The 13999-nt window shown below is 43.4% G+C and carries 11 protein-coding genes and 1 tRNA gene; 5 read left to right on the plus strand and 7 right to left on the minus strand.

The features are described 5' to 3' along the window. Window positions 1–46: 46 nt before the first annotated feature. The gene (locus tag R8N47_RS16075; protein ID WP_005389942.1) at window positions 47–790 is read right to left on the minus strand and encodes a hypothetical protein; all 744 of its coding nucleotides are present in this window, start codon (window positions 788–790) and stop codon (window positions 47–49) included. A gap of 257 nt (window positions 791–1047) precedes the next feature. Here R8N47_RS16075 and R8N47_RS16080 point away from each other — a divergent pair, with 257 nt between their 5' ends. Further along, the gene (locus R8N47_RS16080) at window positions 1048–1350 is read left to right on the plus strand and encodes a DNA base-flipping protein (RefSeq protein WP_005378570.1); all 303 of its coding nucleotides are present in this window, start codon (window positions 1048–1050) and stop codon (window positions 1348–1350) included. A 30-nt stretch (window positions 1351–1380) separates the two neighbouring features. On the opposite strand, the gene R8N47_RS16085 is transcribed toward R8N47_RS16080, so the two are convergent. Beyond that, window positions 1381–1815 carry a YbaY family lipoprotein gene (locus tag R8N47_RS16085; protein ID WP_005378572.1) on the minus strand — a complete coding sequence of 145 codons (435 nt, stop codon included), beginning with the start codon at window positions 1813–1815 and terminating at the stop codon, window positions 1381–1383. A 240-nt stretch (window positions 1816–2055) separates the two neighbouring features. Between R8N47_RS16085 and tesB the strand changes: the two genes are divergently transcribed. Continuing rightward, window positions 2056–2916, plus strand: a complete 861-nt coding sequence (tesB, locus tag R8N47_RS16090; RefSeq protein ID WP_005378575.1) for an acyl-CoA thioesterase II — start codon at window positions 2056–2058, stop codon at window positions 2914–2916. A gap of 68 nt (window positions 2917–2984) precedes the next feature. On the opposite strand, the gene R8N47_RS16095 is transcribed toward tesB, so the two are convergent. Then, complete coding sequence (locus R8N47_RS16095) at window positions 2985–6026, minus strand: cadherin repeat domain-containing protein (protein WP_213913864.1); 3042 nt, start codon at window positions 6024–6026, stop codon at window positions 2985–2987. Between the two features lie 456 nt (window positions 6027–6482). Then, on the minus strand, window positions 6483–6947 hold the full coding sequence (locus R8N47_RS16100) for an Lrp/AsnC family transcriptional regulator (RefSeq protein ID WP_025998626.1): 465 nt from the start codon (window positions 6945–6947) through the stop codon (window positions 6483–6485). Between the two features lie 140 nt (window positions 6948–7087). Here R8N47_RS16100 and R8N47_RS16105 point away from each other — a divergent pair, with 140 nt between their 5' ends. Next, a complete protein-coding gene (locus R8N47_RS16105) occupies window positions 7088–8182 on the plus strand; it encodes a PLP-dependent cysteine synthase family protein (RefSeq protein ID WP_005389952.1) in 1095 nt (364 codons plus the stop codon). Window positions 8183–8244: 62 nt separating this feature from the next. Here R8N47_RS16105 and R8N47_RS16110 read toward each other — a convergent pair whose 3' ends face one another. Continuing rightward, entirely contained in the window at window positions 8245–8562 is a 318-nt protein-coding gene (locus R8N47_RS16110; RefSeq protein ID WP_005378586.1) for a DUF1244 domain-containing protein, read from the minus strand. Window positions 8563–8776: 214 nt separating this feature from the next. Between R8N47_RS16110 and R8N47_RS16115 the strand changes: the two genes are divergently transcribed. Next, window positions 8777–9352 carry a porin family protein gene (locus tag R8N47_RS16115; protein ID WP_033905033.1) on the plus strand — a complete coding sequence of 192 codons (576 nt, stop codon included), beginning with the start codon at window positions 8777–8779 and terminating at the stop codon, window positions 9350–9352. An 80-nt stretch (window positions 9353–9432) separates the two neighbouring features. Here R8N47_RS16115 and vmeF read toward each other — a convergent pair whose 3' ends face one another. Together vmeF and R8N47_RS16125 are read right to left on the minus strand one after the other, a co-directional pair. Then, window positions 9433–12546 carry a multidrug efflux RND transporter permease subunit VmeF gene (gene vmeF / locus R8N47_RS16120; protein ID WP_064353731.1) on the minus strand — a complete coding sequence of 1038 codons (3114 nt, stop codon included), beginning with the start codon at window positions 12544–12546 and terminating at the stop codon, window positions 9433–9435. Continuing rightward, window positions 12546–13640: an efflux RND transporter periplasmic adaptor subunit gene (locus tag R8N47_RS16125; RefSeq protein WP_005378593.1), complete on the minus strand. Its 1095-nt coding sequence runs from the start codon at window positions 13638–13640 to the stop codon at window positions 12546–12548. Before R8N47_RS16125 ends, vmeF begins: the two co-directional genes overlap by 1 nt. 292 nt (window positions 13641–13932) lie before the next feature. Between R8N47_RS16125 and R8N47_RS16130 the strand changes: the two genes are divergently transcribed. Next, window positions 13933–13999 (plus strand) — tRNA-Tyr (locus tag R8N47_RS16130).

A 13999-nucleotide genomic window follows, 5' to 3' on the forward strand; every position in this document is an offset into this window, starting at 1 on the left:
AATTCGATACTCTGCCGCACATGTCACTTTTTACCTGACTAAAAACTCATAATTCAGCCTGTTCATCGCTACTACGTAAAATATAGTCAGTCATCCAAGCCGTCCCTAACAAACAGATCCAAACCACGAAAACAGGGTTTGGCACATCCGTGGTCGGGCTGACGACTAAAGCGGCAAAACCCACAGTCGGCAATGTCCAACATAATAATTTGCTCCAACGAATGGTATGTTGAAGCTTCGCAAGTGCTTCCATTGACGCTAACATTCCCGTCAAACTTAACGCCATAAGAACGGCGTACGGTAGGCCTGCAATCCACAATGGGAGCAACAAAAACAACGGCCACCAGCTGTGTTTATTGGATGGCGTCCAATGCGCAGCCGACCACCACATCGCCATAACCGCAATGGTTTGAACCACTGTAACCCAAGCAGAACCATCCAGCTTACCGCCTTGCTGTGTGACCATAAGACCAACTTGCAGTGTAAGTACAATAAGACCAGCGGTGAGCAACACACCTAAAGAGCTTCTACGAGAAAATACCACCATTAAAAGTGGGAAAAGGATCAAAACACCAACCGACAAAGCAATTGGCTGCATTGAGAGTGTCGCACCAAAAGCCATCATCGCGCCCAGCAATACTAAGCCAGCGAACCCACCTTGTGGCAGAACCCACAGCGCGGGGATCATAAGTGCAAGAACGGGAATGTCACCCTCGCTCAAACTCATCGCCCGAACACAGACAACAGCGAGTAAGGTCGTAACGAAAAATTGAAGTGTCGATAAAATCATAGCGCCTCCTGGCTTCCCCACCTACTTGGTAACTCAACGGCAAAAACTGGGATTGAAAGTCGTTGAGAGGGTCTAGATTCAAGCTTAGCTTGCGTTTGCTTCATGCTGTTTAAGGCTCATCAACCAACGACACTAAAGAACAGAAAATGTAATTCTTCAAAGTGAGTCGCTGGCAACACAAGGGTTAAGAACCGTTAGCAATATACAAGTCCAATGGTTTACCATTCCTTAGTAACCCAAAATAGACACTTTTGAGTATGGACCAATTTTTAGCGCAAATCTTTGCTGTAATTCACCAAATTCCAAAAGGAAAAGTCTCCACCTATGGGGAAATTGCCAAAATGGCCGGTTATCCGGGCTATGCGAGACATGTTGGTAAAGCACTGGGCAATTTACCAGAAGGCAGTAAACTCCCCTGGTTTAGAGTGGTAAATAGCCAAGGAAAAATATCTTTAAAAGGCAGAGACTTAGAGCGACAAAAAAAGAAATTAGAAGCAGAAGGGATTGAAGTATCGGAAGTTGGCAAAACTTCACTTAAAAAATACAAATGGCAGCCTTAAGCTGCCATTTTTTGTTCTCAGTACGTCGTATTAACGTGTTCCAACTAGACGAATATCTAATTGGTGAGTTTGTGCTTCATCTGTAATAACACCGTTATGTGTGTCGCTGATAAAACGCAGCTTTCCATCTACCTCAATGCGAGCACGAACGCTGTAACGATGGTTTGGTTTGATTTCATTGCTGTCGTAACTCAACTCAAAAGAAAGAGGAACTTGCTTACCTTCTGTTTCGAATGTCTGTTTCGCCAACACTTTTGCTGGCGCATCCGCCAAGGACACATCTTCTAACGCAATAGTAACCACTGCGTTTGGTGGCAAGGCAATCCGCTCGCGATAAGCCACTGTACCTGTAATCGTCTTCATTGACGCTTCTGTAGATTCCATTTCTGTATTTTGAGAAGTTTGGCAACCCACTAACGCAGCCCCAAAGAGTAGAGAAGTAACAAGTAGTAGTGTTTTTTTCATATATTCCTCGAAAAGAGCATTAAACCGAAGCAATTATAGGTGTGGAATATAAAACTGTCTGCTTCCTGTCACTTTATTTGACAATAGTTTGACTGAGTTAGAATTTATCAAACAATTGATTTTGTTTCATAATTGGAACAATACTATTTCTAAGTTACTCAATAGTTCTTAACTATGCCACTTCACAAGAGTGAGGCTGTTGAGGTAACTTGGAATGAAAGACAACGGTGAGGAGACACAATGAGTAAACCACTACGAGAATTGCTCAGCCTACTACAACTCGAAAAATTAGAAGAAGGCTTGTTTCGTGGCCAAAGTGAAAACCTAGGTTTGCCTCAAGTTTATGGCGGTCAAGTAATTGGGCAAGCACTTTCTGCTGCGCGCTACACCGTTGAAGAAACACGCACGGTACACTCCTTCCATAGCTATTTTTTGTACCCTGGCGATCCAGAAAAACCTATTATTTATGACGTAGAAAATCTGAGAGATGGCCGTAGCTTTAGCACTAGACGCGTAAAGGCAATTCAAAATGGACGCCCTATTTTTTACCTAACCGCATCCTACCATGGCGATCAACCTGGGTTTGATCATCAAAAAGAAATGCCAGATATCCCTGGTCCAGAAAACTTTGCCTCAGAGAGTGAGCTCGCAAGCCATATTGCAGAATTTCTACCCAAACGCTTACGCAAAACATTTTGCGGGGAAAAGCCAATCGAAACTCGCCCCGTTACGGTTATCAACCCTTTGAAGCCCAAAAAAGCAGAACCCAAACAGTACCTTTGGATTCGTGCTAATGGTGAAATGCCAGAGAATCAGCTAATTCACCAGTACCTTCTGGCCTACGCATCCGATTGGGGATTCCTTGTAACAGCAATGCATCCACATGAAGTCTCATTAATGACGCCTAACTTTCAAGTGGCCACCATTGACCACTCTATCTGGTTCCATCGCCCGTTTAAGATGGATGAATGGCTTCTATATGCGATAGAGAGCCCAACGGCGAGCAATACTCGTGGGTTGGTCCGTGGCGAAATATACAACCAGCAAGGTCACTTAGTGGCGACCGCCGTGCAAGAAGGGGTGATGCGCTACACGAAATAGCTCGTGTTCGCTAGACGAAAAAAGGAGTGCTGTTCCGCACTCCTTTTTTAATGGGTATCAAACGATGATTAATTTGGTTGATACTTCATGTTAACAACCGACCATTCGTAAAGTGATTTCGGGTAACCATATTCGCCTTTCCCGTAAATGACATTTGGGTCGGCATAGAATCCACCTTTATTCGTTGCTAAAAATTCACGAACCCCACGACGATAAGTAATCACAGGTGCTACTAACTCATACTCTACCTTTTCCATCTTCGAGTCATCAATTATTAAGAACCGAGTCATACGAATCGTGCTGCCGCTGGTGCAGTACCCTGGGTCATCATAGTCAATTGCTTCAAAAGGCTTGAGATCATCTTCGAACAGCTCTGATGTACATCCATCAAATCGAGCTAAGTGTACCCACGCTCCTTTTATTAGAGTTTGGTCATCGTTACCCACCGGCTTGAATGCAAGTAGTGCAATCTTACCTTTGCCGTATAATTTCAATTCTTCGTCCGTTGGCTCACGCACTGAACGAACGTTCATCAAACCAAACTCACTTTCTTCTAAGTTAGAAAACTCACGTGCATTTAGCGTGCTAAACAATACTGTTTGTTCAGTTTCAAGCAATGTATATTGATCCGCAACACCTTCATCTGCAAAGCTTAGATACAGCTGGACTTTCTTACTTTCCAACGCTTTGTAATCTCGAGATTCTCCTTCCGAAATGTCGAGAGAAATCCAACGTCTTTTTACTGGCGGGAGATCAAGTAACGTCAGCTCTTCCTTATCAACATCTAATGAAGCGACTCCTTTAATTGTTGAGCTGGATATTTGATAGCTGCGGTTTCCTATTGGTGTACCAAAGTCTAGCTTAACCTTTTTAAATGGTTCAAATTCCACCTTCATTGTAGAAGCACTTAAACCAGGGTGATTCGCTTTGTTAATAGTGCCATTTACGACGATTGTTTTAGCTTTGTAGTTGCGCCCAGTAAGGGTAACCTCTAATTGGTACGTGCCTGCATGCAGGATTTTCAAACGCCCTGTATCAGGAGAAACTAGCTCGACCACAGGGTCTTTTTGGTTAATAAGACGGTAACTTGCCTTCGCAATCCCACCACTCATCACTGGTGAGATAACACTACCAGCGGAGAATTCTACCGTTGGGTAAGTAACCGATACCGGGTTTGTGCCTTGTTTAATCGTGACCGAGAAACTACTTTCACCCGGATCCACTTTGTCGTCCCCCGCATCCGAAACAATAATTTTTGTGCTACCCGCGTTAAGAATTTGCATGGCACCCGTTTGGCTGTTTAAGGAAACCACATCTATTGCTGCGTTGTCTGCAAATCGGTACGTAACTTCCCCAACCGTACCAGAGATTTTCGGCGCAACAAATGTTTGGCCAACCTTCCAAATCTCTTCCACATCGGATTGAACTTCAATTCGGCTCGGCGCGCTCAAAATTGTCACGTAGACTTTTTGATCAGGACCAACGGTATAATTCGCGCTCTCTTTTCTGCGCACAGTTAGCGTCGCTTTACCCGCTTTATACACATGGAGACGTCCTTCACTAAAACCACCGACAACATCTGGTGCGGTGTTATCTACAATCTCAATTTGCTCGTCAGCACTCAAACCAAAATCACGGTGAAGATCAAAACTGTATTTGTTGCTGTATACAACGTCATAATCGTGCGTTGCCATCGGTTGGCCTTCAGCCTTTGCAACTTTGATGACGACATTAAATTGAATAGGTTGGTAGAACTCCCCACCATCGTCTTCAAACTTAAGGTCGTACTCACCCGCAGTCACTACCTCCAACTTGCCGTCAGTCATTCGTAAGCCATTAGGTAAGCTGCTAACTAGATTTACGTTACCTTTTTGCCCTTTAAACGCCAGAGGGATTGAAAGATTTGGTTGATAAGTAAGCGGCATTTCAATGTCTTTTATAACTGGATGAGGCGCGCGATTAACTTCAAGATCAAAACGAGTTTTGCTTGCAGGATAATTACGCATGTCATGCTCGTAAATTTCCACTTCAGCAGCACCAACACCTTTGATCAGTAATGCTTCACCATTTTCTGTTTTAGCAACAACGTCTTCACCACGAATGATTCTCAGCTCATAGTCACCGTAGGCGTTCGTCACCTTAGGGAAAATTCGTCCACCTTCCTCATAAGTTGTGACAATATCCGCTGCGCTGATTTCTTGACGCTTGCCTTGTTTTACATCCACAAAAAATTGCGCTGTTTGCTGTTTATCTAGAAACGCGTCGCTGTAAGTTGCAGTCGCTTCAACCGTTAATCGCCCAACATTATGAACAAGAAGCAAACCCGTTTCAGGGTCTAGCAACTCGGCCACCTTGCTGTCTGGTACGCTATTTATGATTTTGTAAGAAATACGTTGCGTTTGAGCTTTATCTAGACGCACTGGTTCTAACGTCAACCCTTCTCGATACTCGTCTTCAAGCAAAGCGAACTGTAATTGCCCCGGAGCTACTGCATGCAGTTTAACCGTAGCGCGAACTTGTTTCGGCAAGTAAAAGTCGTTACCTGAATCAGTAATCAGCACCGATGCCTGACCAACTGAACCTAATGAATATACCGACCCGTTCTCATCAACACGAATCAAGTTATGACCACTTTCTACCTCATAACTCAGTTCGCCTTTTTGGCCACGGACGATCAACGCTTTTCCTTCTGACTCAATCGCATTGAAATTCAGATCACTCACTGAAAGTTCAGTATTGATACCTCGCTCTACAGTCACAGAAAATCTTGCTTCAGAAGATTCATAAGCAGAGCTACTATCTGTAGCAAGAATAGTCGCCGTTCCTGGGCGCAGAATTTGTAGTATTCCTGAGTCATTAATTTGCACGACATTTGGCGGATTAGAATCAATGACTTGGTAAGATACCGACCCATGTACATTGCTCAGTTTTGCTTCAGTAACCGTTCCCACTCCTTCAAACTTCAATACCGTGTCTTCCACTTTTAATTGCGGACGGTTCTGCTTTGTTATCGTAGTTGGTGTCTTCGTATTGTTCGGCTTAGAGTCTCCCCCACCGCCACAGCCAGCAAGTAAAGCTGCGAGAAAAAGCAAATAGTAATTTCTGTTCATTTTTAGTAATACTTTGTTACATACAAGATGGGGCGATAATAATACGATGTTTTATTAATCACTATCCCCATTTTTGAGTACTTTATTACTTAAGTAATTGCTACTGTATTCATCCTAAAAACAAATACTCAAAAATAGCGACCAAATTACATGAAAACACAAAAAGCAAACGTTTAAATCAAACTCTTCCATTAATTTAGTAAAAATTAATATTCAATAAAATAAAACATGAAAAAGAAAGAGAAAAAATTGCGTTATTTTTTCTTTCATTATGATGTAAAGGATTAATGGACTGTAAAAACAAATGGTTAATGAAAAATAGAAGAGAGAATAAATATCGTTTATATTTATAAAAATCTGGTAGGAAATAGTTTTAAAAGCATAATCAAACTACCTTTTAACATTTAAAATACTAAAAGGTAGAATTAACATTAGATAGAATTCTTATAGGGCGAGTTATTTTAGGATTGGTAACTCTGTTGTGTATTTAATGGACTCCATAGCAAATGTTGAAGTCACATTAGATAGCCCTTTTACGCTATTAACTAACCGCTTATAGAATTCGTCAAAACACTTCATATCTTTGACTAGTACTTTCATCATGTAGTCATACTCGCCAGCCATACGATAAAACTCCATTACCTCAGGAAAGTCACTCACAGTTGTAACAAAATGGTGATACCAACCTTCGGAATGATCAATCGTTTTTAACTGAACAAATGCAATGAAAGATAGCTCGAGCTTTTCTGCACTTAACAACGCCACGCGTTTTTCGATGTAGCCCTCTTCTTCCAACCTTTTCAAGCGCTTCCAGCATGGTGTTGTAGTAAGATTGACTCGCTCAGCCACGTCATTTAATGACAAGGTGCTGTCGGTTTGTAGTAAAGCAAGCAGCTGCTTATCTATTCGATCTAAACTCATTTCTATAAAACCCATAAAATGCAGAAAATTTTTCTACAGATATCTTTATTAAGAGTAACAATAGCAAAGTTTTTCTCGGAAATTATAGATAAATTATCCCTATCTAATACTTATCTATCGATTTCCCAAGGAGAGACGCCATGTGTACTGACCACAATTGGATCAACAATGCAGTGCGTAAAATTGAAGCAGACTTCCAACGTTCTGCTGATACTCACTTATTTAAACTCGAACTACCTTCTCTTGATGGTATCGATATCTATCTAAAAGATGAGAGTACGCACCCTACAGGCTCTCTTAAGCATCGATTGGCGCGCTCATTATTTCTTTACGCTATTTGTAATGGATGGATTGGTCCTGAAACCACTGTAATCGAGGCGTCCTCAGGCAGCACTGCCGTTTCGGAAGCGTATTTTGCGCGTTTACTTGGCTTACCGTTCATTGCCGTCATGCCGAAAACCACTGCACGTAAAAAGATCGAACAAATTGAATTTTACGGTGGTAAAGCGCACCTTGTTGAACGATCAGATCAGATTTATGACGAGTCTCGACGCTTGGCTCAAGAACTAAATGGTCACTACATGGACCAGTTTACTTATGCTGAACGCGCTACTGACTGGCGCGGTAACAACAACATCGCGAACTCTATCTTTAGCCAAATGGAGTTAGAAGATCACCCGATTCCTAGCTGGGTAGTGATGAGTCCTGGAACAGGCGGCACATCCGCAACCATTGGCCGTTTTATTCGTTACCAAAAATACGACACCAAGCTTTGCGTGGTAGACCCTGAAAACTCAGTGTTTTACGACGCTTTCCAGTCAGGAAACCACTCATTGAAAGGTGATACTGGCAGCAAAATTGAAGGTATCGGTCGACCACGTGTCGAGCCAAGCTTTATTGCAGGTGTTATTGACGAGATGCGCAAAATTCCAGACGCTGCCAGTGTGGCAACCGCCCATTGGGTATCTCAGCTGATTGGGCGTAAAGTCGGCGCATCAACAGGCACCAATCTTTACGGTGTGCTGCAATTGGCTTGTGAGATGAAACAACGCGGTGAGAAGGGTTCCATCGTGACGCTTCTATGTGATTCTGGAGAGCGTTACCTAGATACGTATTATGACTTAACATGGGTAAAAGAGAACATCGGCGATATTCAACCTTACTTAGCTCAACTCGAAGTCATTCAAGCAAAAGGTTGCGTTGAGCCAGCTTGTTGCGGCTCAACTAACGCTTAACGTGCAAACTGGACTTTAAAAAAACAGCCCAACTTCATGCGGGCTGTTTTTATCGCTGGGTTTTACTTTTTCTGGCGCGCTTCAAACGCAGCCAATTGTTCTGGCGTTGCCGCTGGTTGATGATTTTGTTTCCATTCATCGTAAGTCATGCCGTAAACACGTTCGCGAGCGTCATCAATATCTAAATCCAAACCGAGATTTTCAGCCTCAGATTTATACCATTTGCTAAAGCAGTTGCGACAGAAGCCCGCAAGGATCATCAGGTCGATGTTTTGTACGTCTTTGTTGGCATCTAAATGCGCCAATAAACGGCGAAATGTCGCCGCGTCTAACTTATCTTGTTCTTCTTGAGTCAAGTTTTTGTATTTGAATTCAGCCACTTTCCTTTCCTTCTCTCTTCTTTAGCTAGCTTTCGTCACCATATCTAGTTAGTCGGTAGTCATGAGTAATAAGTATGCTTTAGCGCAACAATTCCCATTCTAAAATCACTACCTTTGATAAAAGCTGATATGATAATTACCATCCACCCTATTGATTAAATTAACATTTAAACAAATCATTACAACGGTCTTTTACCAAGGTTATCGTCTAGTTATGAAAAACGCCATTCTATTATTGTCTGCCTTGACCATTAGCGTGCCAACTTTAGCTGCTCAAGAACAAGCTCATCAATCTTATTTTTATCTGGGTACTGGTAACGTTGGTTTTGATACACCGTATTTCGGCTCGGATAGAGACAATGAGTGGTCAACACCACATATCACAGTTGGCTGGGGTTACCATGTAAACCAATACCTCGCGTTTGAAGGGGTTCTGCGCTATTCACAAAATGAACTTAAGAACGATGCTCTAAAAACTGACTTAGATCTTCACTATTACCAAGCAGGTATGTCTGCTGTTGTAACGAGTGATGACTTAGGCGATACGCCACTATCACTATTCGGTCGCGTAACAGCGCTTGGCACTCAAGCCGAAATGTACGTACCAAACGAACAAAAAGTCACAGATGATTCAGGCGCACTATTCAACATCGGTGCTGGTGTCCATTGGGATATGAGTACAGATATCTGGTTACGCGCAGAGTACATTTATAATGTCGCGGATATGGGTTTTGAAGATTTTTACGACAGCTACGAAGGTGTACAAATCAGCCTAGGGAAACGCTTCTAATCGAACGCTTCCGAGCTAACTTTAAACCGATAAAGAGAAGCCGAGGTTATTACCTCGGCTTTTATGTTTTAACGTTTGATTTAAGGGTGCGCTATACGGCCCTTCGTATCATGGCTAATTGCTTTTTTTAACTCTGCTTCTACATGACCTGGTGCTTGTGTTTTCGCCGAAATCAATCGGTACATTGCCGGGATAACAAACAAGGTCACCAATGTCGCAAACCCCATCCCGAAAAAGATTACCGTACCCACGGCAATACGGCTCTCATAACCCGCCCCTGTCGATACTATCAACGGAATTGCGCCAGCAAGTGTGGTAAACGCAGTCATCAAGATTGGACGTAGACGTCGCGCAGCTGCATCAATGATCGCTTTTTCAAACCCAACGCCACGATCACGTAGCTGATTGGCAAATTCTACGATCAAAATACCGTTTTTCGTCACCATACCAATCAACATGATCATGCCGATCTGGCTATAAATATTCATACCTTGGCCCATAATAACCAAACCAAGGAAGCCACCAAATACACCCATCGGCACCGTAAACATGACCACTAACGGGTTTACGAAGCTTTCAAACTGAGCCGCCAACACGAGATACGCCACTAGTAGTGCCAATGCAAACACAACAGCAACACTCGCTTGGTTCTCTTTAAAGTCTTTCGACTCCCCCGAATAACTCACCGAAATGTCACCCGGTAAGTTGTCGATGGCTTCCTGGTCTAGGTAATTCAGCGCATCTCCTAATGTATAACCTTCCGACAGGTTGGCAGTAATAGTGATGGACTTCTGTTTGTTGTAGTGAGAAAGACGAATAGAGGCCGCCACTTCTTCAATTTTTGTGACCGCATCTAACGTCACTAGCTGACCGCTATTCGTGCGCAGATAAATCTGACTTAAATCTGCAGCATTATTAAAGCTATTTTCATCACCGCGAAGATACACATCGTACTCTTCGCCACGTTCAACATAAGTCGTTTCGCTTTTACCACCGAGCATGATTTCTAGGGTGTCAGAAATGTCTTTAACACTGACTCCTAGCTCTGCGGCACGCTGTCGGTCAACTGTAACCAATAACTCAGGCGTTTTTTCCGAGTAATCTATCTCTGCTCCTTCCATCATTGGTGATTCTTCTGCTTTGTTCTTTAGCATTTCAGCCCAAACAACGAGCTCATCGTAATCAGAGCCGCCTAATACGAACTGAACTGGCTCACTCGAACCACCTTGGAAACCTGGCATAAATGGGAACACTCGAACATCTGGGATACCTGCCAATTCTTTCCGTACTTTGTTAAGGGCTTGCTGAGCCGTGATATCACGTTCGTTCCAATCTTCTAGAATCATGATCACAAAGCCTGTCTGGTCTCCTGCCTGGCCACCAAACGCTGGCGTTTGGATGCTGAATGACTTCAGATAACCTTGCCCTAGTAATGGCATCAATCGGTCTTCGACAATATCCATATTGGCTGACATACGATTGTATGACGTAGCGTCTGCACCGCGCACAAACGCGAATATCACACCGCGATCTTCTTGTGGGGTCAGCTGGGCCGGTACCTGATTCATCAAGAAATAGCTACCGCCCAAACAAGCTAGAATCACCAGCGGAGCAGCCCAACGTACTTTCAATGCACCTTTCAATAATGCGCGATAGCCACTCTCAAGCTTGCTAAACAAGCGATCAACCGCTTCATTGAATCGATTTGGTTTTACATTCGCTTTCAAAATCTGACTACCTAATACAGGAGTCAGCGTCAGGGCAATCAAAGAGGAGAATATGACCGACATAGCCAGCAATACAGAAAACTCTGTAAATAGTAGACCTACCATGCCATCCATAAAAGAGATCGGTAAGAACACCATCACCAGCACTAATGTTGTTGCTATAACAGCAAAACCAACCTCTCTTGTGCCTTTATATGCGGCGAGTAATGGCGATTCACCGCGTTCAATATGGTGGAAGATATTCTCTACAACCACAATTGCGTCATCCACCACCAAACCAATCGATAATATCAACGCCATCAAGGTGATCAAGTTGATAGAAAACCCAAAGTAGTACGCGGCAATGAACGAAGAAATCAGAGAAACAGGTACCGTAACCGCAGGAATTAAGGTTGCACGAGCTTGGCCGATAAAAATGTACAATACCAAAATCACCAAGCCGCCCGTGATAAATAGCGTGCTGTACACCTCTTCGATTGAACGCTCGATAAACACTGTCGCGTCGTAATCTATCGCAAGACGTGTACCTTCTGGTAAGAACTTCTGGATGTTATCGACTTCAGACCTAACCAGCTTCGCTACTTCTAACGGGTTTGCGTCTGACTGCGGTACCACACCAAGACTGATGTTTACTACACCATCACTTTTGAAGGTTGAGTTTTCGTTTTCTGCACCAATGAAGACATCTGCTACATCTTTTAAATAGATAGGTGTATTGTCGCTTGCGCGTTTAATGACAAGATATTGAAAATCTTCAGGCGTGTTATAAGTACGAGCCGTACGCACGGACATTACTGTTGAGTCGTTGCGAACTTCACCACCTGGGCTTTCTAGGTTCTCACTTCGTAAAGCTGATGTAATGTCCGAAGCTGTAACTGAACGTCCAGCCATTAGTTCTGGCTTAAGCTTCACGTACATGACCTTGTACAAACCACCGGAGAGATCAATGGAGCTAACCCCAGAGATCAGGCTAAAGCGGTCCATCAATACACGTTCGGCATAATCGGTTAATTGAGTACGGTCCATCTCTGCAGAACTGAGATTGATGTAGAGCGACGCCTCTCCCGAGCCATTGTTCTTATAAACAATAGGGTCATCCGCTTCATCAGGTAGCGAGCGCTGAGCACGAGCTACGGCATCACGCACGTCGCTCACACCTGTGTTGAGATCGTAACCTAACTCAAACGTGATCGTGATACGCGACATGCTGTTACGAGTAGTGGAGCTAATTTCATCAACTCCACTGATCCCAGAAAGCTGGTCTTCCAAAACAGAGGTAATTTGGCTTTCAATAATAGTCGCCGATGCACCCTCATAACGCGTACTGATAGAAACGACTGGGCTTTCTATATCAGGCATTTCACGAACGGCTAATTTGGTGAATGACACAAAGCCAAACACACACAACAGCATGCTCAGAACCAACGCCGCGACAGGGCGTTTAACTGAAACGTCGGACAGTAACATTAGTTTTCTTCCTCATCCGATTCACTGTCATTGCGTGTCACATCCGTGGTGTTCGCTTTTAGTGGCGCGACAATTTCTTTCACTTCGACACCATCACGCATGTTAACAATGCCTTGAACCACAATCTTGTCACCAATCTCAACACCAGATTCGATCACCACCTCGTTACCAACACGAGCACCTAGCGACACTTCTTGACGAGTAGCTTTGTTATTTTCATCAATTACATATACAAAACGTTTAGTTCCGGAGTATTCAAGTGCTTGAACAGGAATGATTGGCGCCTTAATAGCAGGAAATGCTAGTGAAGCGTTCATCAACATGCCCGGCTTCAATTGATTTTCTGGGTTATCAAACTCAATACGCACGCGAAGATTCAGTGTTTCGGCGCTGATCCGCGTATCAATACCTGTGACTTGACCAGTAAAGGTCTGGCTACCCCATGCACTGGTTTTAGCGATGACTTCCATACCAATAGAAAGCATCGATAAATAGCGCTCCGGTACTTGTAAATCCAGTTCCATGACGGAAAGATCATCCAACGTCAAAAGTTCAGTACCCGCACTGACCATTTTGCCGCGGCTAAAATCGATAAAACCAACAGTGCCAGAAAATGGGGCAGTAATATGGAGGTCAGCTAAATTGGCTTGAGCAGCATCAAGCCTCGCTTGTGCTATTTCAACACTGGCTTTTTGTGCATCGATTTCAGTTTGAGTAATCGCATTCCGCTTAACCAAACGTTGGAACTCTTTTAACTTACGCTGTTCATCTTTAAGGTACGCCTTTGCCTCAATCAAAGCGGCTTGAGCCTTATCGTCATCTAACTTAATTAATAGCTGGTCTTGCTGGACATTTTGATTCGCTTTAACAGCGATTTGATTCACTTTGCCGGCGACTTCCGATGCGACAACCACAGACTCCGCTGCCTTTAATTTGCCGATAAGAGTTAAGGATTGATTGATCTCGTGCGTTTCTACTTGTTCAGTCACAACGGTAACCGCTGAGCCTCCTCGCATCGCAGCGCAAACCGATGGAGAACTCAGTAATATAGAAAGCGTTAAAACAGATAACGATAACGTGGCTTTCATGCTCATGATATTGACTTCTAAACGAATAAACTTATGTCATTAAACTGCTTACAGTTTATCAGTAGATACGGTGTTTAACGTCAAGTAGTGTAAATTCAAGTAAAAAGCGCGCTTCTCTTCTGTTCAAAGGACAAACAAAACGCTGACTTTCTACCATCTTTGCCCAAAAAGACAGCATTCAACGTAAAAACGTAAGAAAAACGCTTTACAGCCTGAGCGAGTTTGCTATGATTCGCTCCGCACTTGGGAGATGAGTTGGGAAAACATCTTACTAAGTATAAAAATCCTCTGGAGGGGTTCCCGAGTGGCCAAAGGGAGCAGACTGTAAATCTGCCGGCACTGCCTTCGATGGTTCGAATCCGTCC

It is taken from the genome of Vibrio sp. 2132-1, from assembly GCF_033344315.1.

Coding starts and splice junctions, on each gene's coding strand:
- R8N47_RS16075 (WP_005389942.1), bottom strand. CDS start 790: ATGATTTTATCGACACTTCAATTTTTCGTTACGACCTTACTCGCTGTT.
- R8N47_RS16080 (WP_005378570.1), top strand. CDS start 1,048: ATGGACCAATTTTTAGCGCAAATCTTTGCTGTAATTCACCAAATTCCA.
- R8N47_RS16085 (WP_005378572.1), bottom strand. CDS start 1,815: ATGAAAAAAACACTACTACTTGTTACTTCTCTACTCTTTGGGGCTGCG.
- tesB (WP_005378575.1), top strand. CDS start 2,056: ATGAGTAAACCACTACGAGAATTGCTCAGCCTACTACAACTCGAAAAA.
- R8N47_RS16095 (WP_213913864.1), bottom strand. CDS start 6,026: ATGAACAGAAATTACTATTTGCTTTTTCTCGCAGCTTTACTTGCTGGC.
- R8N47_RS16100 (WP_025998626.1), bottom strand. CDS start 6,947: ATGAGTTTAGATCGAATAGATAAGCAGCTGCTTGCTTTACTACAAACC.
- R8N47_RS16105 (WP_005389952.1), top strand. CDS start 7,088: ATGTGTACTGACCACAATTGGATCAACAATGCAGTGCGTAAAATTGAA.
- R8N47_RS16115 (WP_033905033.1), top strand. CDS start 8,777: ATGAAAAACGCCATTCTATTATTGTCTGCCTTGACCATTAGCGTGCCA.
- vmeF (WP_064353731.1), bottom strand. CDS start 12,546: ATGTTACTGTCCGACGTTTCAGTTAAACGCCCTGTCGCGGCGTTGGTT.
- R8N47_RS16125 (WP_005378593.1), bottom strand. CDS start 13,640: ATGAGCATGAAAGCCACGTTATCGTTATCTGTTTTAACGCTTTCTATA.